We start from the raw sequence: 22160 nt of genomic DNA on the forward strand, positions 1-22160 counted from the left end.
TTGATTTGAGAGCAGGTGGATTCTTAGAAGAGTTGAAACCCGATGCCATAGTACTGACCCTAATCTAAAATAGACGCTTTACTTATTAGCGTACTACTTAACATATTTAATACTCAAATTTGATTCTCTCTCCATCTCTTGGTTAAATATTCTGTATCTTTAGCTACGATTTTATATGCGCTTACCCTGGCATTTTGATGAACCCATCTATCTTTATATCAAGAGCTTTATCAGCATCATCTTCATCAAAACCTGTCACTAGCAAAATTGGAATAATTTGAAATTTAGTCGATTCTTTAAGGCAACAAACAACTTCAAATCCATCCATTTTTGGCATCATTACATCTAGTATAGGTGAAGATTGTATCTTATTTTGTGTTTGCATTTAGATGGTATACCGTTACAGTACACAGACAATATGTACAATGACTTTTTATTTGTCGTAATGTCATCGAGGATGTGAAGGCTGAACTCTCTAGCGTTCAGCTTAGAACTAGCGCAGAGAACTTACAGGTTATACCAATACAAATTGTTGCAAAACTCAAGTAAGTAAGCGTTAGCTTGATGACAGGAATTTGTCTCGATACTATTTAATTTGTCACCGTAAATGATTCTCAAAAAATTTAAGTACCCCTCGCTCAGGGTGTTAAATCTACTTCAAGCGGTAGATGCTTGCTCCTCACCTAATGCTTTTTGATAGATAAGGTATTAACTGATCGCTAATCGATCATAGAAGGTAGATTGATCACCACCACACCTCGCACGCCAACCGAACCGCGTACCGACATTGGCATCTTTGTCCACCAACTGCGTCAACTCTTGGGATTGACCCAAGCCCAATTTGCTATGCAATTAAAAGTTGCTGTGCCAATGATCGCCCGGTGGGAGAATAACCGGACCCAACCTTCACCCCTGGCACTCATGCAGCTAAAAAATATGCTACATGAATTGAAAGATTCTCCGGTTAAGTTTCACCGAATTTGCGCTCCGATTTTGCTTGCAGAGTACTTTGATGAAGAGAATTAGTGCTGAGTAAAAATACTAGTCCCCAGTCCTATTGGTGAACTAATTGAAGAAGGCAGTCCTGATGAAAAAATTTCACAGCCATACATGAAAATGTGGTAACTTCCAGTCAAGGTTGGCACATTCATAGGTTGTTCCCTCAATAGAGCATCTTTAGCCTGAAAGGCAGTCGAACCCGGATACCCAGAGGCATAGCCAATTGTCGCTACTCAACTCACAGCAGTTGCAGTAAGCACGCAAGTCAGAATCTAACGAGAGAGGTATCCAAGTGCTAGCCCCCTATCAATTTGACTGGCTGTAGTAAGTCAAGGAAGGAATATGCAGGTAGTCTATACCCATTGCGCTGGCTTAGATGTACATAAGAAGACGGTAGTAGCTTGTGTCATCACCCCAAAAGAATCGGGACAATGGCAGAAGCAGATTCGGACATTTGGCACGATGACTAAAGACTTGTTAAATCTTTCTGACTGGTTAACAAGTCACAATTGCAGTCACGTAGCAATGGAGAGTACCGGAGAATACTGGCGACCAGTATTCAACATTTTGGAAGGAAACTTTGAAGTTATGTTAGTGAATGCCCGTCATATAAAAGCGGTGCCAGGACGCAAAACAGATATCAAAGACTCACAATGGATAGCCGAACTACTACAGCATGGATTGTTACGCCCTAGCTTTATCCCACCAGTAGAGCAAAGAGATTTGCGCGACTTAACCCGTCATCGCAGCAACTTTATTCGAGAACGAGTGAACTTGGTCAACCGAGTGCAAAAAGTACTTGAAGCTGCCAACATTAAACTTGCCTCGGTTGCCAGTGATGTCATGGGTGTATCAGGAAGAGCAATGCTCGCTGCTATCGTCGAGGGTAATAGTACCCCCGAACTCATGGCGGGTTTGGCAAAAGGAACAATGAGCAAAAAGCATGATTTGCTCGTTCCGGCACTTGAGGGTCGAGTTCGTCCCCATCAAAAGTTTATCCTTGCCCAGCTACTAGCTCAAATTGATAGTATTGACTCCTCAATTGCACTTTTCGACCAACAAATCGAGGAGTATTGCCACCCTTTCGACCAAGCGGTTGAGTTAGTTGACACGATACCTGGTATCGCACGTCGAACTGCTGAGATTATTGTCTCGGAAATTGGCACAGATATGAGCCGTTTTCCCAGTGCCGAACATTTGGCGGCTTGGGCTGGGGTTGCCCCTGGCAACTATGAGAGTGGCGGTAAGAAGCTTTCTGACAGCACCCGCAAAGGTAATCGAGTTTTACGAACTATTTTGGTTCAAGCTGCCCATGCTTTAGCTCGGACTAAAACTTACCTTGCTGCCCAGTTTCGTCGTCTTTCTGCACGCAGAGGTAAGAAACGCGCTGCGGTTGCTGTTGCACACTCAATTTTAGTGATTGCATATCATCTCATCTCCCGCCAAGAACCTTACAAAGATTTAGGAGCTGATTATTTTGACAAACAACGTCCAGAAAGTGTTAAAAAACGCTTGATTAAACGCTTGGAGAAACTTGGTTATCAAGTTACTGCCCAATCTGTTGAAGTTACTGTCTAGACATTTTCAACCTTTAACTTGGGGCTGTCGCCATCAATGGTTTTCAGCCACATACTTTCTTTGGTTTTTTGCCAAAGTTTGATTTTCAAGTCAGGAGGTAGAAGGTAGACGAAAGGAAAAAGACGCATGACCCAGGATCGTTCAACGGTAGAACAGCTTTTTGCTGGTGATGGTGAAATAGCAAGGTTGATTCGATCGCACGATTGGTCCAAGACGCAGCTAGGTGCGGTGGAAACTTGGTCGGATAGCCTGAAGACGGCGGTGCAGATTCTCTTGAGAGAACTCGACCAGATCAAGCCACCTGAAGTAAGGCAGTTAGACTCTGGGTTGGCAGGAGTAGCGCTCAGGGGAATAGCAGATGGGACGGCTCAAGATATTACTGATCGCCAGCAGTCAAAGAGCCAATTGCGCGACACCCAAAGACGGTTCGAATTATCACTGACAGGTGCAAATTTGGGGACTTGGACGTACAACGTCAGCACGGATGAGTTTTGGGCGGACGATCGCACAAAGCTTATGCACGGTCATGCCCCGCACGAAGTTTACACTTTCGCCGGAGCAGGAGTCAATATTCATCCCGAAGACCGCGATCGCGCTCAAGCCGCTTTCTTTGAGGCAATCCAAAACCATTCCAAACTGCAACTCGAATATCGCGTCATTTGGCCGGATGGCAGTATTCATGGCATTGCTTCCTACGGCGAGTTTATGCTAACGGGCGATCGCAATGAGGGCAGTTTTTACGGGGTAGCACGCGACATCACCGAAATTAATCGTGCTGAAGCAGCGTTGCGCGAATCGGAAGAACTTTATCGCATCCTGGTTTTTGCGACCTCAAAAATGGTGTGGCGGGCAGATGCAGAGGGCAACATTACTACCGAAGTTCCAGGTTGGGAGCAGTTAACTGGGCAAACCTTTGACGAATACAAAAATTTTGGCTGGCTGGCTGTTGTCCATCCAGACGACGTGGAGCCGACGAGTCAAATCTGGCAAACGGCGATCGCTACTCACACGAGCGTGATCGCCGAATATCGACTTCGCACAGTGGCGGGCGATTATCGTCGTGTCGCTTTACGTGGCGAACCTTTATTAGATGCTGACGGAAATTTGCGCGGTTGGGTAGGCACGATCACTGATGTTGAAGATATGCGCCGCGCCGCCGAAGCAGAACTTGCCGCGCTCAATCAATTGCGCCAAAGCGAAGAAAAATATCGATCCCTGTTCACCTCAATTGACGAAGGCTTCTGCACGATTGAAGTATTGTTTGACGCGGACGGAAAGCCGTTTGATTACCGCTTTCTGGAAGTGAATCCGGCGTTTGAACGGCAAACCGGACTCGAAAACGCCATCGGCAGAACAATGCGCCAGTTCGTGCCACAACATGAAGAATTTTGGTTTGAAATTTACGGGCGCATCGCTCTAACGGGCGTTGCACAACGCTTTGAACACTGTGCCACCGCGCTCGGCAGATATTACGATGTCTATGCCTTTCGTATCGGCGACGCAGCAGCACGGCAAGTCGCCATTTTGTTCAGCGATCGCAAGCAGGCGGAAGCAGTCTTGCGCGCATCAGAAGAGCAACTCCGCTTATTCGTCACCGCAAGTTCAGACATCGTGTATAAAATGAACGCGGATTGGAGCCAGATGCGTTACCTCAAAGGCAAAGATTTTCTTACCAGCACCGAAAATGCAAGCGGGACATGGCTGGAACAGTACATTCTGACCGAGGATCAGCCGGAGGTGATGGTTGCCATTGAAGCCGCCATTCGTACTAAAAGTACGTTTGTTTGAGTTAGAACACCGAGTCATTCAGCTCGATGGGACGGTCGGCTGGACATTTTCGCGGGCGATCCCATTGCTGAATGCACAACATGAAATCGTGGAGTGGCTTGGCGCAGCGAGCGACATCACCGATGGCAAACGCCGCGAGGCAAATCTCGCTTTTCTAGCTGAGATTGTCAATGATTTCTCGCGCTTGACGACCTCTGAGGAGATTATGCAAATCGTCGTTGCAAAAATCGGCGTGTTTTTGCATGTTCCCTATTGTCATTTCATGGCAATTGACGAGGAGCGCGACGAAGTGATTTATCTCGCTCGATGGAACTCGGAAGGCATTATGCGCCTACCGGACAAGGTTTGTCTTTCGGAGCAAATCAGCGAGGATTTTCGTATTCTGGCGCACGCCGGAGAAACGGTCGCCAGCGAAGATACCGGACGCAACCCGATTACAAAAGGTGAAGCAAACGCTGCAATTCATGTGGTCTCGTTTATCACTGTCCCTTTCCTGCAACAGGGCGAATGGAAATATCAATTCTCCGTTCATGACATCCGCCCGCGAGCATGGCGCAAGGACGAAATCGAATTAGTGCGCGAATTAGCTGATCGCATTTTCCCTCGGCTCGAACGTGCCCGCGCAGAAGTTACCCTTGCCCGGTCGGAAGAAAAATACCGCACGCTGTTCACGTCAATTAACGAAGGCTATGCCCTCTGCGAAATGCTGTATGACGAACAGGAAGCGCCGATCGACTGGAAAATTTTGGAGGTCAATCCAGCCTTTGAATCGATGACTGGCTTCACCCATGCGGCAGGCAAAACCGCCAGAGAACTGAATCAACTCCTCAATGCCAACTGGCTGCAAACCTTCGCCACTGTGGCTCTAACGGGCGAATCGACCCGGTTTGAACACCACGTTAGCAGCATCGACTACTGGTTCGATATTTCGGTGTCGCGCATCGACGCAGATCAGCAGCACATCATTGTGGTGTTCAACAACATTAGCGATCGCAAACACGCAGAAGCCCAATTGCGCCGCGCTGCCAAACTCGATGCCTTCCGGGTAACGCTCAACGACGCACTGCGATCACTCAGTGACCCAGAGGAAATCAAATACCAGGCGGTCTGTGTGCTGGGAAAACATCTCGGCACCGATCGCGCCTATTACGTTGAGATTGACTCTGTACGTGCCGAGTTTGTCGTAGCCCGCGACTGGCATCAGCCGGGAACTCCAAGCCATGCTCGCCGCTATCCGCTTGAGGGGTGGCAGATGCCGTGGCTTGTGGACGGGCAGCCCTGGGTGGTTCGCGATGTTGATACAGACCCCGCAATGCCAGATGACCAGCGAGCGTCTTACCGGGGAAACGACATCGGTGCCCTGATCGTTGTCCCCTTGATCAAGAGCGATCGCCTGGTGGCTACGCTAGCCACCAATCAGCACCCCCCCCGCGACTGGCTTCCTGACGAGATTACCTTTGTGCAGGAAACGGCAGAGCGCACCTGGGCGGCGGTCGAACGTGCCCACGCCGAAGCCGCCTTGCGCGACTCGGAGCAACGATACCGCACCCTCAACCAACAGTTAGAACAGCGAGTGCAAGAGCGTACCACTCAACTGGAGGCACTCAACCAGGAACTAGAAGCCTTTTCCCGCTCAGTTTCCCATGACTTAAAAACACCACTGAACTACATCACCATGACGGCAGAACGCCTCTTACAAAAACTAGATTCAACCCCGTTAGATGCAACAAGTCGGCGGTATTTGAATATCATCGCGCAGTCGGCTCGACAAGCTGGGGCAATGGTAGATGACCTGTTGGAGTTTTCCCGCATGGGACAGGCTCAAATGCGCCAGACGATGGTTGAGATGAACACACTGGTACAACAGGTGCAGCAACAATTGCAACCAGATATGACTCGACGAGCGATTCGTTGGCAGGTTGCAGCCCTACCAGACGTGCAGGGTGATTTGGCAATGCTGCGGCTGGTCTGGCAAAACTTGCTTGACAATGCGGTTAAATACACCCACGATCGCCCTGAAGCAATTATCACCGTTGGTAGTAGTAATTACGAACACGAAACAATATTCTTTGTACAAGACAACGGCGCAGGATTTGATATGCAGTATCACGATCGCTTATTCCGCATTTTCCAGCGATTGCACTCTCAACAGCAGTTTGCTGGAACGGGGGTAGGACTTGCCAACGTGCGCCGCATCATTCATCGGCATGGCGGACGCACTTGGGCAGAGGGCGCGCTCGGTCAGGGGGCAACGTTCTACTTTTCGCTACCTAAACAGGAGAAACAAGAATGAGGCTGCGGTTTCTCTCGCTTGAAGACAATCCACTCGATGCAGAGATGGTTGAAGTGACACTGCTGGATGGGGGCGTTGACTGTGAACTGCGACGGGTGGAAACTCGCTCTGACTTCATCAGCGCATTAGAAACCGATGAGTTTGACTTGATTCTGGCAGACTACGCCCTGCCTACTTTTGATGGGATCTCAGCATTAAAAATTGCCCAGAACTTGCGTCCCGATCTGCCTTTCATTTTCGTCTCTGCCAGCCTGGGGGAAGAACTCGCGATCGAAGCCTTGAAGCTGGGAGCCACCGATTATGTGTTGAAACAACGGATGGGGCGATTAGTGTTTTGTGTGCAACGGGCATTGCGAGAGGCACAAGAACGCCGCGAACGCCAACAGGCAGAAGTTGCCTTGCACCAGAGCGAAACCCGCCTCCGCAGAGTAGCAGCAAACTTGCCATACGGAGCGGTTTTCATCGTGGACCACGAATTGCACTATCTGCTAGCAGAGGGCGAAGCGTTGAATAATGCAGGCTTTATCTCTGAGGAACTGGTGGGCAAAACGCTATGGGAAGCCCTTGATCCCGAGCAGGCAAGTTGCTATGAACCTTACTATCGTCAAGCGTTGGCTGGCGAACCTTTTACCTTAGAGCATCACAGTCACGATCACCACTACATTTCTCACGGTACGCCTTTATACAACGAGCAGGGGGAAGTGGAGGCAGCGCTATCAGTCTCTTACGACATTAGCGATCGTAAGCAAGCTGAAGCTGACCTGCGCGAAAGTGAATCTCGCCTCCGGTTGATGATTGAAAGCGCAAGAGAGTATGCCATTTTGACCCTGGATCTCGATAATCGGTTTATAAGCTGGAATTCCGGTGCCGAGCGATTATTGGGCTATTCCGAAGTCGAAATTTTAGGGCAGAGTGGTCGGATCATATTCACCCCCGAAGATAACGAACAAGGCAAATCTGAGCAAGAGTTGCACATCGCCCAAACAGAAGAACAAGCGGAAAATAGGCGCTGGCACGTTCGCAAAGATGGCAGTCGGTTTTGGGGTACAGGTTTTGTCATGCCCCTGCGGGATGGAACCGACGTAATGCAGGGTTTCATCAAAATCATGCGGGATGAAACCGCCCAACGACAAGCCGAGGAACGCTTTCAGGCACTCTACGACACCACCAGCGACCTCCTCGCCACTGAGCAACCTTTGACGCTGATGCACAACCTGTTCAGCAAGCTCTCTACCCAGCTAGACCTCGATTACTACTACAATTACATGGTGGAAGAGAAAGACGATCGCCCGATGCTGCACCTGCGAAACTATGGAGGAATTTCTGAAGCGACAGCGCAGGCGATCGAATGGCTTGAGTTTGGTGAATATCTCTGTGGGATAATCGCACAAGAACAACAGCAAATCATTCTCAATCAAGACCAAATCTCCAATCATCCGAACAAGCAGCTATCTCACATGCCTGGCATCACAGCTTACGCTGGACAACCCCTCATCGTCCAAGGGCGGTTGCTCGGTGCGCTTTCCTTTGCCAGTCGCCGCCGCACCGACTTCACCCCAGACGAAGCCAGCCTACTGCAATCGGTCTGTGACCAGATGGCGATCGCCCTGGAGCGCACCAACTTACTTAACTCCATTCAGCAACAGGCAGAGCAATTACAACGAGCAAACCAGATCAAAGACGAATTTTTAGCCGTGTTGTCGCACGAATTGCGATCGCCCCTCAATCCGATTCTGGGTTGGGCAAAGCTGTTGCAAAAAGGCAATCTCAACCCAGAACGAATGACAGCTGGCCTTGAAATCATCGAACGCAATGCTCAACTACAAGCTCAACTGATTAATGATTTGCTCGACATCTCTCGGATTCTACAGGGCAAATTGAGTTTGAACCAGATGCCCGTTGATCTGGGTGCAGTCATCACAGCCGCTTTAGAAACGGTTCACCTCGCAGCCGTTGCCAAGTCATTGCAAATTGAGACAACCTTTTCACCGACTGCCAGAACCGTAATCGGTGATGCTGGACGATTGCAACAGGTGGTCTGGAATCTGCTCTCCAACGCTGTGAAGTTTACGCCTCAAGGTGGGCAAATCACGGTTGCACTCGCTCACACAGACACTCATGCCCAAATTCAAGTCACTGATACTGGAATTGGCATCAATCCTGATTTCTTACCTTACGTCTTTGAACATTTTCGGCAAGAAGATGCAGCGACCACGCGCAAGTTTGGTGGATTAGGATTGGGACTAGCGATCGCGCGTCAAATTGTAGAAATGCACGGCGGAACAATCGCGGCCCAAAGTCCGGGTGACGAGCAAGGTACTACCTTTACAGTACAAATTCCGCTTGCGCCTCGCTTGGGTGAACCACCCTCTACAGAATTATCCTCAGACTCAATCGGTGATTTGACTTGCATCTCTATCTTAGTCGTGGATGATGAAACAGATTCGCGGGAGTTCGTCGCCTTTGTCTTAGAGCAAGCAGGGGCGAGCGTTACCAGTGTTGCTTCTGGGATTGAAGCCTTGCAAGCAATAGGACAATCCACTCCCAATTTAATCGTCAGCGACATCGGGATGCCAGACATCGATGGCTATATGCTCCTACAACAAATTCGGGCACAGTTGCCAGCGAGTCAAGTTCCAGCCATTGCACTGACTGCTTATGCCGGAGAATTTAATCGCACTCAAGCATTACAGGCTGGATTTCAACAACACTTAGCCAAACCAATTGAGCCAGCAGAAATTGTGACAACGGTTGCCCGTTTGTGCCGGCGCAAGGAAGCAGATGCATGAACTAGTAGTCTGCCAACCCAAAATTGTTAGGTGGAGGCCGGCAGGGGAGCAGGGGAGCAGAGGAGAGATTTGTACAAGTTCTTTCACCTCTGCCCCTCTGCTCCTCTGCTTGCCACCACGCAAAGTTTATGTGGCGAAGCACTAGGATCTTCAATAGTAGAACAGCTTTTTGCAGGTGACAGCGAGATGGCAGGGTTGATGCGGACAGATGTGACTAACACCATAAAGTGACCCTTAGGCAATGTGAGCATTTTTGTGCTTTGCGATGGCGTAACCGCCATGAGTCGGTGGCGATCGCTGGGATTTTTCCCCCTTTAATGTGACTTAAGTTTATTAAGAAAGATGCGCTCACTTGGTAGGCAACACTAGCACTTCGTGGATCGCTGTAGCTGCATTTCCACCTGTTTTGGTTCCACCACCAAACACAAAAATTCGGTTGCCAACGGCTGATGCTCCCAATCCATGTCGTGGAGTTGGTAAAGGCGGCAATGCTTCCCAGCCATTGGTTTTCGGGTCGTACACCCAACTTTCGGCAAAAACTTTCTGCTCTGGAACCCACTGTTCGCCGCCAAAAACGTAAAGCTTACCGTTGAGCGAGGTCGCAGCCAGACCACCTCTGGCTTGAGGCATCGGCTCGCGCGTCTGCCAACGATCAAGCTTTGGATCGTAAACTTCAAGATTTGGCACGTTGACTTGGCGCGTAGTGCCATCAGTATTTTTGAAAAACTTGCGACCACCAACTACGTAAATCTTTCCATCAATTACAGCCGACGCTGCGCTGTTTCGCGGTGTCGGTGCATTGGCACGGGCTGACCAGCGCTTGGTTGTCGGATCAAATACTTCGTTTCGCACGCTGTCGATGTGGTCATTGAAAAGCCGAGCATCCTCGGTAGCTCGAACGCGCCCGCCAATCAGGTAGATTTTACCATCGACCACAGCGGATATGCCCTCTGCGCGAGCTACTTGCAGGTCAGTGCCCTTAGTCCAGGTATTAGAGGCAGGATTGTATATAAACATCGTCGGCTGTGCGCGCCAGTCCGGAAATCCACCTGTAAAACCGCCAACACTGTAGATCAAACCCTTCACTGCCGACAGCGTGATGTGATGGCGTGCTTCAGGTAGTGGTCTCAATACTGTCCACGCATCCTTGACAGGATCGTAAGACTCGAAATGATCTGAAAACTCAGTGTTTGGGCTGAGTAAACCGCCGACTACGTAAATTTTTCCGTTCAAAACTTCTGGATAAAGCTCTTGCCGAGCTACCGTCGGCGGTGCAGCTTTAGTCCAATACGATAGCTGGCTTTGCGTTTGACTTAGTACGGGCGAACATAGCGCAATGACCGAAAAGATCGGGATCGACACAGAAAGCAGATATCTCGGCGGCATAATACATAATCCATTACTCGAATGTCTTTAAGCTGGGATCTTGCACCAAAAATATTTCACCATCTCAACCGGTTGGACGTGGATTTGGCAGGCGAACCAACCCGTTGAACGTCTTGCCAGGATACCAGGGCGTTTGGAGAAGGTTGTCAAAACCGGGAAGGCTTTCCATGTGTTTCACCATCCGGGCACGCGTTGAATTATCGGGTAGCGATCCTCTTAATGCCCCCATATTTTCAACAACGTGATCTGGGTTTGTGGTTGCAGGAATCGCGCAGGTAACAGCAGGGTGAGAAATCACATACTTGAGAAAAAACTGTGCCCAGTTCTCGCAGCCAATCTCGCTAGCAAAATCAGGTAGTGGTTGCCCCTTCACCAATTCAAAAAGACGGGCTTTCTCAAAGGGCATGTTGGCTAGGACTGCTGTTCTTTGCGCCGCGGCCGCTCTTAGAATTCTGTCTTCGACTTCACGCTGACGAATTGAGTAGCGAAGTTGAACAAAGTCCAGATCGCCGTTTTCGATCCACCTTTCAAGCGCAGCGAAATATAACGGATCGTGATGGGTAACGCCCACGTAGCGAATTTTACCTGATTTTTTCCATGCCTTTAGCAGGGGCAAAATCGCATCTACATTCACCAAGCTATGAACCTGCATCACATCAATGCGATCGCGCGACAATCGCTTGAGTGATTGTTCCAACTGACGCTGTGCCTGACTGCGATCGCCCAGATACTCGCCAGTTGCCCAGGTTTTGTTAGTAATAAACAGATCATTGGTCAAGCCGAGTGTTCTGGCAAATTCACCCACGTTCACTTCCGACATACCGTAGAGCAGTGAGGTATCAACCAGCCGCCCGCCTGCATCCCAAAAGCGGCGCATCACTTGCCCAAGACTCGCGCGTGGCTGATTAGACAAAGCATCAAAGGTCATAAATGTTCCCAGACCGATTGCAGGCAGTTTCTCCTTTGTGCGCGGGATTTCTTTGGTGATGATCTGCAATGGTTGGTTTGGAGCAGGTTGCGACGGTTGGTTTTGGGTTTGATTCTGTGCCTGTGCCATCTTGGAAAGAGTAGGTGTTAAGGCAGCGGCGGCACCAAATCCTAATAACCCAAGTGCAGACCGACGGGAAACAATTCGCCTAGTTACTGGACGAGAATAATTGTTATCGGGTATTTCATTACTTTCCGAATTGCCATTAGTCATTACCCTATTACCCTTTACTTTTGTATTCAGATGTGTTCATGCTGTGAGCTTCCCGTGTTAACCCTTCAAGAGTGATAATTTCTGCGTCGTCATACATAATTGCTAGCGACAAACAGGAATTAATTCGCTGTCCATAGATTAATACAGTGCAAGCAGCGTATTGAAGAAATGGCAGAATAATAAGGTTTAGAAATTATTCTCTGCTGAAAGTAACAAAAGAGGGATCAGACTGGGCTGGTTGTAGAATCTTCATCTTTTTGTAGTTATCCTAGTGGTTATAGGTCATTAGTTTCCGAAAACTGTGGATCGAGTCATAGGTGCCATTAAAAAAGCGCTTGTGCGTGATATCACTACTGAATTTGTAGTTAGATATGCTCATAATATGAGCCATAAATAGGGTTTTCAATACCTAAACCTCGCCTTTAATTGCCTAATCCTCCAACCAAGATTTTATGAATTGATGAAGTTGCGCTATGCTGATTGAGACAATCCTCAAATGAGTTGAAGAACTAGCATGGCGATTGAGATCGTTAACCACCGCGCACTCGACAATGAGTGTGAAAAATTGGCAGCATTACTCGCTCGGCACACCAATGGTCAGGGGAATGGTTCTCATCCAACCGCGATTAACAAGCTGGAATTTAGACGAGAATCTTTTGCCTCCACACCACTACACCATGTCTGCGAACCTCTCTTGGTCATTATCGTTCAAGGCGAAAAAACAGTATTGTTAGGGGAAGAAACCTATCCTTATGGTGTGGCTCAATATTTGGTGATCTCAGTCGATCTGCCACTGAGCGCGTTTGTTGTCGAGGCGACTCCAAAACAGCCTTATTTAGCCTTCAAACTGAAATTAGACTTACGCCAACTGTGTGATATTCTCGCAGAGACTAAGGCGATCGCTAGTAACAAAGAAAACTCTGTCAAAGGCTTATTCGTCAGCAATGCTGATGCACCATTGCTCGATTGCGCGCTCAGACTAACCCGGCTCTTGGATACGCCACAGGATATCCCGATCCTAGCACCGATGATTGTCCGCGAAATCTACTATCGACTTCTGATGGGTGAACAAGGCGAAGCAGTTCGCCAAATTGCCACATCGGGCAGCACGATGCAGCGCATTGCTGAAGCGATCAAACTCATTAAGGCTAATTTTACAAAACTGATGCGGGTTGAGGATCTCGCTCGGCACGCCAGTATGTCTGCTTCCTCTTTCCATTACCACTTCAAAGCAGTCACCTCAATGAGTCCGTTGCAATATCAAAAGCAGTTAAGACTATTAGAAGCGCGTCGCCTGATGCTTACTGAAGATTCCGATGCGTCCAGTGCTGCTTATCGGGTAGGGTATGAAAGTGCCTCACAGTTCAGCCGTGAATATTCCCGTCTGTTTGGTGCGCCTCCAATCGGGGATATTAAACGTTCGCGCATAGTTCGAGCAATGTGACGAATTACGTTAGCGAAGGAGGAGCGTCATTAGTAATTACGAATTGGAGCGTACCCCTTCGGGGAATGAAACAGGCTTAAAACACACAGGATGTACTTGAAATGCAGTCAAATTGGCATTTTTACACTAGATACCCAGGAGAACTACCATGTAATGCCTTGATGACCAACTACTGCAATCTAACCGCATATCATCGAGCAAGTAGACCTCATTTAGTTGTAGGGATAGCTATATTAAATGTCAATTAACTTGGCCAGTTGAGAGTAAACGATCAATATCCTTAATTGGCGGCGCGCCAAACATCCTAGCGTATTCGCGGCTGAACTGTGAGGGACTTTCGTAGCCCACCCGATCGGCAGCATTTGCCGCAGTAGATTTTTCGACCATCATCAGGCGACGCGCTTCTAATAGTCTCAATTGCTTTTGATATTGCAACGGACTCATGGAGGTCACTTGCTTAAAATGGTGATGAAACGAGGCAGGAGACATCTTCGCTTGCCTTGCCAGCTCCTCAATCCGCAGCGGTTCAGTAAAATCAGTCTTAATCCGTGTGAGCACCGCCGCGATGCGCTGCATATTGCTACCCGATGTCGCAATCTGACGAACAGCTTCACTTTGTTCGCCCATTAAAAGACGGTAATGAATCTCACGAATGATTATCGGTGCCAGAATTGGAATGTCTCGCGGTGTATCCAATAGCCGTGTCAGTCTGAGGGCGCAATCGACCAACGAAACCTCGGCAGTGCTGACGAAGAAACCTCTGACAGAAGTGTCTTTGGTATTCACCCGCATATTGGGTGCGGCGGCAATAATGTCACAAAGTTGGAGCGGATCGAGATTCAACTTAAATCCTAAATACGGTTGCGCTTCGCTTGCCTCAACAATAAATCCACTAATCGGCAAATCGACCGAAACAACCAGATATTGAGCCGCGCCATAATGATAGGTTTCCTCACCTAGCAAGGCTGCTTTTTTTCCCTGCACCACGATCGCCAGCATCGGTTCAACGACGCTATGTAGCAGGGTCGCAACAGAAGACTCCCGTGCAAAATCTAGTTGATCGATCTCGGTTGGATGAAGCCCATCGGCTTTGCTATTGGTATGGCGAGTTATGAGTGCCGCTAGTTCTCTACATTGATCGGCGATTGTTTCGATTGTCATAGCGCTTTTGCCTCATTCAATCATCGTCATGTGGGCATTGTAGAACATTTTATTTCAGTCTCGAAATCTTTACTTGGAGGATTAGGCAATAAATATCGAGGTTTGTGTATTTAAAACTCTTGCCCTTAAACATACGATAAATACATCCCAACAGATAAATCAAAGGATAAGGCAATGACTAAAATCGCATTGGTCACTGGGTCAAGCCGAGGGCTTGGCAAAAGCACTGCTTTGAATCTTGCTAAAAAAGAGGTCAATATTATTGTTACGTACCATAGCAACGAGGCAGAAGCCAAAAGTGTGGTAGCTGCCATTGAAGAGTTGGGTGCTAAAGCCATAGCACTGCAATTAGATACAGCAAATACCAAAACCTTCGATGGTTTTGTAGCTCAAGTTAAGCAGTCGCTACAAGCTAAATGGCAGACTGATCGTTTTGATTTCCTGGTTAATAATGCAGGCACTGGCATCAATGCCTCCATTGCTGAAACGACAGAGGAAGAGTTTGACCACTTGATGAATATTCATCTAAAAGGTGTTTTCTTCCTCACGCAGAAACTGCTCCCGCTCATAAATGATGGCGGACGAATCGTGAATCTTTCGTCTGGTTTGACGCGGATTATCTTCCCTGGCTATGCCGCTTATGCAAGTATGAAAGGCGCGATTGAGACCTTAACTCTCTACATGGCGAAGGAGTTGGGATCCAGACAGATCGGGGTAAATGTGGTGGCTCCTGGGGCGATCGAAACCGATTTTCGTGGCGGTGTAGTACGCGATAATCCAGAAATGAATAAACAGATTGCCTCCCAAACTGCTTTAGGTCGAGTTGGTCTTCCTGATGATATCGGAGGGGCTATCGCGTCTTTACTATCTGAAGACAACCAATGGGTAAATGCCCAGCGCATAGAAGTCTCTGGCGGCCAGTCTATCTAATTCCGATCAGTTTAAATGGAAAAAAACTATGAATAGGCAATTTTCAACTCTAATAATGACAGGAATGATTTTTGTGTCCTTTATCCACGCACAAGAAGCAGTCTCTCAACCTTCGGAAACTCAAATACGCAAAGAACGGGGCGAAAGAGTTTTAAATAGCTTAACAGGCGGGAATGGTTTACCACCTCATTTTAAACAACTGCAAAAGGATTTTCCCGAACTTGCCGATCTGACGCTCAAATATTCCTTAGGTGATGTCTGGGGTCGGGAGGTTCTAGACAATAAAACTCGCCAACTTGTCGCCCTTGCTGGGTTTGCTGCCCAAGGGACAATGCCACAATTCAAAGTTCATGCTCAATATGCTCTAAATTATGGTGTGACCCCACAAGAACTATTGGAAGTCATTTATATCACTACGGTGACATCTGGCTATCCCCGCGCCCTAATTGCGGCAGGAACCCTCAAAGAGCTATTTCAAGAAAACAAGATCGAATTTCCCATAACATCACAAAAATAGGAATTTTTAATGTTAAACATCAAAGATAAGGTCGTTCTGATTACGGGAGCCAGTAGCGGCATCGGTGAAGCTACCGCTCGGTTCTTAGCCGCCAAAGGAGCCAAGGTTGTCTTAGGTGCTCGCCGCATCGAAAATCTCCAGACGATCGCTGCTGAGATTCAAGCTGCTGGTGGAGTGGTTTGCTTTACCGCTCTGGATGTTACACAAAAGGAACAATTAATCGAGTTTCTCCAATTTGCACAAACACAATTCGGGCGCGTAGACGTTCTGGTCAATAATGCGGGCTTAATGCCGTTGTCTTTGATCGAAGACTTAAAGGTCGAAGAATGGGACAAAATGATCGACGTGAACCTCAAAGGGGTGTTGTATGGGATTGCGGCGGCGTTACCCATTTTTCAAGCTCAAAACTCTGGACATTTTGTCAACATTACATCAATAGCCGATCGATGGATCGGTCCTACGGCCACAATTTACTGCGCCACCAAGCACGCCGTGCGAGTGATTTCGGAAGGACTTAGGCAGGAAGTCGGTAGCAACATCCGAGTGACAATCATCGCCCCAGGCGCAACTGAATCAGAACTGCCCAATACAATCTCTGACCCGGAAATGAAGAAGGCGGCCATCGAACAATTCCGTATCGATCTACTCCCCGCCGAAGCGATTGCCCATGCCATTGCCTACGCTGTGGAGCAACCCGCTAACGTAGACGTGAACGAAATTGTAGTGCGACCATCCGCACAGAAATACTGACTTTGCACCCAAACACGATTACAACGATCAAAATTTTGAGACCACATCATGCCTTTAAGGAAGGTTTATCTATGAAAGTTATAGTGACAGGTTCACTTGGAAACATCAGCAAGCCGCTGACACAAGAGTTAGTGCAGAAAGGTCATACAGTTACGGTTATCAGCACCAAACCCGAAAAGCAAAAAGACATTGAAGCCTTGGATGCCACCGCAGCCATCGGCTCATTGGAAGACGTTGATTTTCTCACGGCTACTTTTACTGGTGCAGATGGTGTGTATTGTATGATCCCGCCAAACAACTACTTCGATCAGAACCTTGACCTATTGGCGTATTATCAAAGAATCGCCAATAACTATGCACAAGCCGTTCAGCAGTCGGGCGTAAAGCGTGTGGTTTACCTCAGTAGCATTGGTGCTCATTTAGAGAAAGGTTCAGGTATTATTCTCGGTCATCATAAAGGAGAAGGTATCATGAATAATCTGTCAGATGTTGCCATCACGTTCATGCGCCCCGTTGCTTTCTACTACAATTTATATGGCTATGTAGAAATGATCAAAACCCAGGGCGTTATTGCGGCAAACTACGGTGCAGATGATAACAATGTATGGGTTTCCCCTAGAGATATTGCTGCTGCCATTGCTGAAGAACTTGAAACACCGCTTGTTGGCTGCAAAGTGCGGTATGTAGCAAGTGACGAATGTACCGGCAACGAAACTGCAACTATTTTAGGTGCAGTTATTGGAAAGCCTGATTTGAAATGGATTATTATTCCCAGCGAACAAATGCAAAGTGATTTAGAAGCGTTAGGGATGAACCCAAATATTGCTGCGGGTTTGGTTGAAATGTATGCCGGGGTTCATAGCGGCATATTTTTAGAGGATTATTACCACAATAGACCAACCATTATGGGAAAAGTAAAGATGACAGATTTTGCAAAGGAATTTGCTGCTGCTTTTTAAAAAGGTTGATTGTTTTTGTACAAAGAGGCTGTCTCAAGAGGGGTAACCTCTTTAATTTTTTCATTACAGGCTCAATAAAATTGTAAGTAATGGTGACGATGAGATGAACATTTAAGCACTTAAATATCAGTAATCTAGTTTATTTTTTCTAATCTCGGTAGACTCAGAGTATGGACAATACACAGTAGAACACCTCAATTCATCCCTCTACTATGCAACGCCCAGATTTGTACACAATTAATAAATTCTTCAGCAAGAGACTCGTATTTTCCATCGATTTGGTGTACTTTGTTATTTCTGTGCAATTATTAATACCTATCTTCTCCCAACTTTACTCATCCAAATTTTAAGCCAATGCCTTCGAGGGAACAGCCAATGAATACTTCTAATGAGATACAGACAAAGAAAATCATCAAAAAATCCGACAAGCTTACTCTGAAACAGATGAAGTTGATCGAAGAAGCAGAAGACCAACTTCTTGAAGCTAATACTGTCAATTCTACTGCCCCTGCGGTTGAAGAGAAACCAGCAGCAATTCCAGTGGCTAGAGTTCCTGACTATATTCCATTCTTTGACAATCCTCCAGTACAGTCTGTTGGCAACTCTGGCTGGCAGATTTCTGACATTTGGCGGGATATCCGGGTGGATGATTTTTGTGGGTGATACTCCTGATAAACATAGGCCAAAAAGAATACGTTGCTCCTGCGGTGTACGTACTGTCACAAACAGGAGTTGCTCTTTGGTAAAGAAGCCTACCAAATAATCAACGATAGCATTAAAGTTGAGTGCGTAGACGCTTGGGCGGCAAGGCGATAGACATTGCAATAGCTCAATGGGGAAACGAGAGAGAAAACATTACAATACATCCTTCCCTTGGATGGTAGAAGAAGAAAATCTGTTTATTACAAAGACTGGTAACGAAATAGTTACAGATGCTGGATGGGAGAAAATTTCATTTGAAACCGACGAGTTTCTGGAGCCACTGATGTTCTTTTTGCGGTTGAGCAGGCATGGGTGAGGTTTGTTCAGCTTGGTTGAGTTCCCATTGGGTTATCTGTGAATCATTGTGAGGTCTGGTTGAGACTTGCAAGTGCAGCTGCGATTCGTCCAGATGCCTTTGGTCGTTTGTACATTCGTTCCATGTAGTCCACCAGCGTGGGGAAAGTGGCAAGTAGCTGAACTTCGTTCGCCCAATCCAGTGTGTAAGCAAGCACAAAATCAGCCACTGTGACGTGTTCACCCACTACAAACTGCCGATCCAACAGATGGTTCTCTAAAACGACAGCCATACTGGTGAAGTCTTGCCGAGCCAGAGGTATTTCAGCAGGTAATCTCAACTCTTCTGGGTATATAAACGTGTGGCGAGCGATACGCCATAGCGGCTGTTCCAATTCGGTGGCAGTAAAGAGGAGCCAACGATAAAGCTGTGCTCGCAGAAGCAAGTCTGTAGGTACCAGGTTAGATTCTGGGTACTTCTCACCGAGGTACAAAGCAATGGCTACGGATTCAGTGATGATATGTTCGCCATCGATGAGTACAGGGAGCTTGCCAGTGGGATTGATGGTGAGAAAATCGGGTGTACGGTGTTCACCTGCCTGCATGTTGATGGAGATTGCTTCAAATTCTACCCCAAGTTCCTGGAGAACCCAGCGAACCCGAATTGATCGTGTGGGAGCAAATTCATAGAGTTTCATGAATCAACCTCAGTGATGTGCAAATATCTTTCATCTTCTTGTATGAATGGGTGTGCTCATGTTTCAATGAGTTCGCGAATTTGTGTTCCACTGGTTGTTCTGTTGTGGTTCACACTCCTGCTTCTTCCCTTTCAGCCTCAACTGGATGGGTTGCTTCGGGTTCCATGTAAATCAGTTCCCAAATGTGACCATCTAGATCCTGGAATCCATGCGCGTACATAAATCCGTGGTCTTGAGGTTCGTTGTAGGTTGTGCCACCAGCAGCAACGGCTTCACGAACCAGCTGATCCACTTTTTCTCGGCTCTCAACTGATAAGCACGTCAACACTTCGGTACTTTTTGTGGCATCGCAAATCGGGTTCGGCGTGAATGTTTTGAATTTCTCATGCGTCAAAAGCATCACAAAGATGGTTTCGGACACAATCATGCAGGTGGCCGTTTCATCGGTAAATTGGGGGTTGAACTGAAAGCCAAGTTTTGTGAAAAATTCGATGGATTGCTGGAGATATTTGACGGGTAGGTTGACGAAAATTTGAGTACTCATGGTTTCTCCTGGTGTAGTTAGTTGTTGGTCAGTGGTCAGTGGCTATTTACAAAGGACAAAGGACAGATGTTGGTATAGGCTCAGATGGTTTGTTCGCAGTTGATCATCCACGGTGTCCCAAACTGATCGGTCAACATACCAAAGCGCGATGACCAGAACGTTTGCGCGATCGCCATCTTCACCTTGCCGTTTTCTGCTAGAGCGTGAAAAAGCCGTTCTGCCTCAGTGATATCAGGAACGCTAATTTGTACGTAGAAACCTTGCGGGGTTTCAAAGTATCCTGGTGGGCAGTCAGATCCCATCAGGAAGCGATCATCTAGTTCAAGGCAAGCGTGCATGATTTTGTCCTGCCATTCCGGTGAGACATTTTCGGCAGAAGGTGCTTCTTTGTGTGTCATCATCATAGTCATCTTGCCACCCAGACATTGTTCATAGAACTTGAACGCTGCCTCACAGTTGCCATTGAACATCAGGTAAGAATTGAGTTGCATTGATTTCTCCTTTTGTAATCGATTCTGCGTTTTGATGAGCGGATCGTTCGCACATGAACATCATTTGCGCGGTTGCTGATGACGTTACTCTTGCTGCTGCGTTTCAAGTTGAGCGCGAATGCGGTCTGACTGCTCCCTTAAGGCGGGTGTCAGGACTTCACCAAAATCCTCTGCCTCGAATACGGGACGAATCTCAATCTCGGAGTCTCCTGGCATAGGGTTAGGGCAGCGCTTTACCCAAGCAACTGCCTCGGACATTGAGTTCACCTGCCACAGCCAATACCCTGCCACTAACTCCTGCGCTGGAGTGAAAGGTCCCTGGGTGACGGTGCGATCGCTTCCTGAAAAGTGAACTCGCACCCCTTTTGAGCTAGGATGAAACCCCTCAGCGGCGAGCAAGATACCTGCGGTGGCTAATTCTTCGTTGTACTGCCCCATTTCAGTTAAAAGCTGTTCGCTCGGCATAACCCCAGTTTCGGAGTCTTGGGTTGCTTTGACAAAGACCATGACTTTCATTGTGAAATCTCCTGTTGAATGGTTTTGAGTTAGATTGCGAGGGGTTGGGTGTGCTGATTAGCGCAAAGCGCAACTCCGAAGGAACCGCTAATCAGCAGCGACACGCTTGAGTTCATCAATCTCGATCTTCTTCATTTGCAGCATGGTAGTGGTCACTTTTTGAGAGGTTGCCGCGTCGGGGTGGTTGAGTAAGTCAATCAGAATGCGAGGAATAATTTGCCAGGAGACGCCGTATTTGTCTTTGAGCCAGCCGCATTGCTGTGCGGTTTCATCCCCACCGGCAGACAATTTTTGCCAGTAATCGTCCACGTCCGCCTGGGTATCGCAAAAGATTTGGAAGGAAATCGCCTCGTTAAATTTGAAGGTCGGACCACCGTTGAGTGCTGTGAACGGCTGACCATCAAGTTCAAAGCTGACAGTCATGACGGCTCCGGCTGGTTTTCCGTGAATTTCCTGTCCAGCGTCTCTATATCGACTGACGTGGACAATTTTGGAATTGCGAAAAATCGACGTATAAAACTGAGCGGCGGCTTCGGCTTGATCATCAAACCATAAACAGGGAGTGATTTTGGAATTGTTTTGCATGAGGGTTCTCCTTGAGTTCAAGCGGTTAAGAACGGTCAGGGCTGTGCTGGTAGTCCCGCAACTTCGATGACAGGACGGATTTCGACGGTGCCGACTTTTGCACCTGGGATGCGGGTGGCGATCGCAATGGCTTCATCCAAATCCTGAGCATTAACGAGGAAGAATCCACCCAATTGTTCGCGGGTTTCGGCAAATGGTCCATCGGTCACGAGTGATTTGCCATCACGGACTTGGACACTGGTTGCGGTTGCAACAGGATGGAGTGGAGCCGTCGCCAGAAATTGTCCTTGAGTATGCAAGTCCTGGGCGAGTTGGGCAGATTCCCCATAGCAATGCTCCCGCTCGGTGTCGCTCATGGCGTTTTCGTCCATATAAATCAGCAGCAAATATTTCATTGGGTTGCCTCCTTTGTGATTAAGTCGAACGGGAATTGTCCAAATCGACACCTGAGTGCAAAAATTTTGTTTAGTACAATTGAACTTATCTCCCTTTATCAGTTAGTCGAACGGCAATTGCTCAAATCGACACCTTGCCC

General features: G+C 47.7%; 23 protein-coding genes. 12 read left to right on the plus strand and 11 right to left on the minus strand.

Annotation, left to right across the window (positions count from 1 at the left end; translation table 11 throughout):
- Positions 1–181: 181 nt before the first annotated feature.
- Entirely contained in the window at positions 182–385 is a 204-nt protein-coding gene (locus H6G96_RS35700) for a response regulator (protein ID WP_190918602.1), read from the minus strand.
- Between the two features lie 356 nt (positions 386–741).
- Between H6G96_RS35700 and H6G96_RS35705 the strand changes: the two genes are divergently transcribed.
- Both H6G96_RS35705 and H6G96_RS35710 read left to right on the plus strand, forming a co-directional pair.
- Complete coding sequence (locus H6G96_RS35705; protein WP_199339839.1) at positions 742–1026, plus strand: helix-turn-helix transcriptional regulator; 285 nt, start codon at positions 742–744, stop codon at positions 1024–1026.
- A gap of 315 nt (positions 1027–1341) precedes the next feature.
- On the plus strand, positions 1342–2577 hold the full coding sequence (locus tag H6G96_RS35710; protein ID WP_190918604.1) for an IS110 family transposase: 1236 nt from the start codon (positions 1342–1344) through the stop codon (positions 2575–2577).
- On the opposite strand, the gene H6G96_RS42645 is transcribed toward H6G96_RS35710, so the two are convergent.
- The gene (locus H6G96_RS42645) at positions 2574–2705 is read right to left on the minus strand and encodes a hypothetical protein (RefSeq protein WP_277933048.1); all 132 of its coding nucleotides are present in this window, start codon (positions 2703–2705) and stop codon (positions 2574–2576) included. The genes H6G96_RS35710 and H6G96_RS42645 overlap by 4 nt on opposite strands.
- Between H6G96_RS42645 and H6G96_RS35715 the strand changes: the two genes are divergently transcribed.
- The 3 genes from H6G96_RS35715 (at position 2704) to H6G96_RS35725 (ending at position 9447) form a co-directional block, all read left to right on the plus strand.
- Positions 2704–4365: a PAS domain-containing protein gene (locus H6G96_RS35715; RefSeq protein ID WP_190918606.1), complete on the plus strand. Its 1662-nt coding sequence runs from the start codon at positions 2704–2706 to the stop codon at positions 4363–4365. The genes H6G96_RS42645 and H6G96_RS35715 overlap by 2 nt on opposite strands.
- 325 nt (positions 4366–4690) lie before the next feature.
- Positions 4691–6658: an ATP-binding protein gene (locus H6G96_RS35720; RefSeq protein ID WP_242063552.1), complete on the plus strand. Its 1968-nt coding sequence runs from the start codon at positions 4691–4693 to the stop codon at positions 6656–6658.
- Positions 6655–9447: a response regulator gene (locus H6G96_RS35725; RefSeq protein WP_190918610.1), complete on the plus strand. Its 2793-nt coding sequence runs from the start codon at positions 6655–6657 to the stop codon at positions 9445–9447. The genes H6G96_RS35720 and H6G96_RS35725 overlap by 4 nt, the downstream gene beginning before the upstream one ends.
- 348 nt (positions 9448–9795) lie before the next feature.
- On the opposite strand, the gene H6G96_RS35730 is transcribed toward H6G96_RS35725, so the two are convergent.
- Both H6G96_RS35730 and H6G96_RS35735 read right to left on the minus strand, forming a co-directional pair.
- Positions 9796–10833, minus strand: coding sequence for a kelch repeat-containing protein (locus H6G96_RS35730; protein ID WP_190918612.1), 1038 nt, complete (start codon positions 10831–10833; stop codon positions 9796–9798).
- 64 nt (positions 10834–10897) lie between these two features.
- Positions 10898–12034, minus strand: a complete 1137-nt coding sequence (locus H6G96_RS35735) for an aldo/keto reductase (protein WP_190918614.1) — start codon at positions 12032–12034, stop codon at positions 10898–10900.
- A 514-nt stretch (positions 12035–12548) separates the two neighbouring features.
- Here H6G96_RS35735 and H6G96_RS35740 point away from each other — a divergent pair.
- Positions 12549–13478, plus strand: a complete 930-nt coding sequence (locus H6G96_RS35740; protein WP_190918616.1) for an AraC family transcriptional regulator — start codon at positions 12549–12551, stop codon at positions 13476–13478.
- Positions 13479–13718: 240 nt separating this feature from the next.
- Here the strand turns inward: H6G96_RS35740 and H6G96_RS35745 are convergent, their stop codons facing one another.
- On the minus strand, positions 13719–14639 hold the full coding sequence (locus H6G96_RS35745; protein WP_190918618.1) for an AraC family transcriptional regulator: 921 nt from the start codon (positions 14637–14639) through the stop codon (positions 13719–13721).
- A 174-nt stretch (positions 14640–14813) separates the two neighbouring features.
- On the opposite strand from H6G96_RS35745, the gene H6G96_RS35750 reads away from it, so the two are divergent.
- From H6G96_RS35750 to H6G96_RS35775, 6 genes are all read left to right on the plus strand, one after another.
- Positions 14814–15569, plus strand: a complete 756-nt coding sequence (locus tag H6G96_RS35750; protein ID WP_190918620.1) for an SDR family oxidoreductase — start codon at positions 14814–14816, stop codon at positions 15567–15569.
- A gap of 28 nt (positions 15570–15597) precedes the next feature.
- A complete protein-coding gene (locus H6G96_RS35755) occupies positions 15598–16086 on the plus strand; it encodes a carboxymuconolactone decarboxylase family protein (RefSeq protein WP_190918622.1) in 489 nt (162 codons plus the stop codon).
- Between the two features lie 9 nt (positions 16087–16095).
- Positions 16096–16836: an SDR family oxidoreductase gene (locus H6G96_RS35760; protein ID WP_190918624.1), complete on the plus strand. Its 741-nt coding sequence runs from the start codon at positions 16096–16098 to the stop codon at positions 16834–16836.
- A gap of 71 nt (positions 16837–16907) precedes the next feature.
- Entirely contained in the window at positions 16908–17795 is an 888-nt protein-coding gene (locus H6G96_RS35765) for an NAD(P)H-binding protein (RefSeq protein WP_190918626.1), read from the plus strand.
- Between the two features lie 375 nt (positions 17796–18170).
- Complete coding sequence (locus H6G96_RS35770) at positions 18171–18458, plus strand: hypothetical protein (protein ID WP_190918628.1); 288 nt, start codon at positions 18171–18173, stop codon at positions 18456–18458.
- Between the two features lie 169 nt (positions 18459–18627).
- A complete protein-coding gene (locus tag H6G96_RS35775) occupies positions 18628–18813 on the plus strand; it encodes a hypothetical protein (protein WP_190918630.1) in 186 nt (61 codons plus the stop codon).
- A gap of 43 nt (positions 18814–18856) precedes the next feature.
- Here H6G96_RS35775 and H6G96_RS35780 read toward each other — a convergent pair whose 3' ends face one another.
- The 6 genes from H6G96_RS35780 to H6G96_RS35805 all read right to left on the minus strand — a co-directional run bounded on the left by H6G96_RS35780 (position 18857) and on the right by H6G96_RS35805 (position 22020).
- Entirely contained in the window at positions 18857–19489 is a 633-nt protein-coding gene (locus H6G96_RS35780) for a glutathione S-transferase family protein (protein ID WP_089131498.1), read from the minus strand.
- A 109-nt stretch (positions 19490–19598) separates the two neighbouring features.
- A complete protein-coding gene (locus tag H6G96_RS35785) occupies positions 19599–20033 on the minus strand; it encodes a VOC family protein (protein ID WP_190918632.1) in 435 nt (144 codons plus the stop codon).
- A gap of 80 nt (positions 20034–20113) precedes the next feature.
- Positions 20114–20524, minus strand: coding sequence for a VOC family protein (locus H6G96_RS35790; RefSeq protein WP_190918634.1), 411 nt, complete (start codon positions 20522–20524; stop codon positions 20114–20116).
- Positions 20525–20608: 84 nt separating this feature from the next.
- Positions 20609–21040, minus strand: a complete 432-nt coding sequence (locus H6G96_RS35795; RefSeq protein WP_190918636.1) for a YciI family protein — start codon at positions 21038–21040, stop codon at positions 20609–20611.
- A gap of 87 nt (positions 21041–21127) precedes the next feature.
- Positions 21128–21625 carry a VOC family protein gene (locus tag H6G96_RS35800; RefSeq protein ID WP_190918638.1) on the minus strand — a complete coding sequence of 166 codons (498 nt, stop codon included), beginning with the start codon at positions 21623–21625 and terminating at the stop codon, positions 21128–21130.
- A gap of 35 nt (positions 21626–21660) precedes the next feature.
- Positions 21661–22020: a YciI family protein gene (locus H6G96_RS35805; RefSeq protein ID WP_012408899.1), complete on the minus strand. Its 360-nt coding sequence runs from the start codon at positions 22018–22020 to the stop codon at positions 21661–21663.
- Between the last annotated feature and the right edge of the window lie 140 nt (positions 22021–22160).

The sequence above is a fragment of the Nostoc sp. FACHB-892 genome, assembly GCF_014698795.1.
Taxonomy (GTDB): Bacteria; Cyanobacteriota; Cyanobacteriia; order Cyanobacteriales; family Nostocaceae; genus Nostoc.

Bases quoted from the DNA above. Each gene is read 5' to 3' on its own strand.
- H6G96_RS35735 (WP_190918614.1), bottom strand. From the start codon at position 12,034: ATGACTAATGGCAATTCGGAAAGTAATGAAATACCCGATAACAATTAT.
- H6G96_RS35765 (WP_190918626.1), top strand. From the start codon at position 16,908: ATGAAAGTTATAGTGACAGGTTCACTTGGAAACATCAGCAAGCCGCTG.
- H6G96_RS35715 (WP_190918606.1), top strand. From the start codon at position 2,704: ATGACCCAGGATCGTTCAACGGTAGAACAGCTTTTTGCTGGTGATGGT.
- H6G96_RS35805 (WP_012408899.1), bottom strand. From the start codon at position 22,020: ATGAAATATTTGCTGCTGATTTATATGGACGAAAACGCCATGAGCGAC.
- H6G96_RS35750 (WP_190918620.1), top strand. From the start codon at position 14,814: ATGACTAAAATCGCATTGGTCACTGGGTCAAGCCGAGGGCTTGGCAAA.
- H6G96_RS35785 (WP_190918632.1), bottom strand. From the start codon at position 20,033: ATGAGTACTCAAATTTTCGTCAACCTACCCGTCAAATATCTCCAGCAA.
- H6G96_RS35700 (WP_190918602.1), bottom strand. From the start codon at position 385: ATGCAAACACAAAATAAGATACAATCTTCACCTATACTAGATGTAATG.
- H6G96_RS35755 (WP_190918622.1), top strand. From the start codon at position 15,598: ATGAATAGGCAATTTTCAACTCTAATAATGACAGGAATGATTTTTGTG.
- H6G96_RS35745 (WP_190918618.1), bottom strand. From the start codon at position 14,639: ATGACAATCGAAACAATCGCCGATCAATGTAGAGAACTAGCGGCACTC.
- H6G96_RS35770 (WP_190918628.1), top strand. From the start codon at position 18,171: ATGAATACTTCTAATGAGATACAGACAAAGAAAATCATCAAAAAATCC.
- H6G96_RS42645 (WP_277933048.1), bottom strand. From the start codon at position 2,705: ATGCGTCTTTTTCCTTTCGTCTACCTTCTACCTCCTGACTTGAAAATC.
- H6G96_RS35710 (WP_190918604.1), top strand. From the start codon at position 1,342: ATGCAGGTAGTCTATACCCATTGCGCTGGCTTAGATGTACATAAGAAG.
- H6G96_RS35730 (WP_190918612.1), bottom strand. From the start codon at position 10,833: ATGCCGCCGAGATATCTGCTTTCTGTGTCGATCCCGATCTTTTCGGTC.
- H6G96_RS35775 (WP_190918630.1), top strand. From the start codon at position 18,628: ATGGGGAAACGAGAGAGAAAACATTACAATACATCCTTCCCTTGGATG.
- H6G96_RS35740 (WP_190918616.1), top strand. From the start codon at position 12,549: ATGGCGATTGAGATCGTTAACCACCGCGCACTCGACAATGAGTGTGAA.
- H6G96_RS35725 (WP_190918610.1), top strand. From the start codon at position 6,655: ATGAGGCTGCGGTTTCTCTCGCTTGAAGACAATCCACTCGATGCAGAG.
- H6G96_RS35760 (WP_190918624.1), top strand. From the start codon at position 16,096: ATGTTAAACATCAAAGATAAGGTCGTTCTGATTACGGGAGCCAGTAGC.
- H6G96_RS35800 (WP_190918638.1), bottom strand. From the start codon at position 21,625: ATGCAAAACAATTCCAAAATCACTCCCTGTTTATGGTTTGATGATCAA.
- H6G96_RS35790 (WP_190918634.1), bottom strand. From the start codon at position 20,524: ATGCAACTCAATTCTTACCTGATGTTCAATGGCAACTGTGAGGCAGCG.
- H6G96_RS35795 (WP_190918636.1), bottom strand. From the start codon at position 21,040: ATGAAAGTCATGGTCTTTGTCAAAGCAACCCAAGACTCCGAAACTGGG.
- H6G96_RS35720 (WP_242063552.1), top strand. From the start codon at position 4,691: ATGCGCCTACCGGACAAGGTTTGTCTTTCGGAGCAAATCAGCGAGGAT.
- H6G96_RS35780 (WP_089131498.1), bottom strand. From the start codon at position 19,489: ATGAAACTCTATGAATTTGCTCCCACACGATCAATTCGGGTTCGCTGG.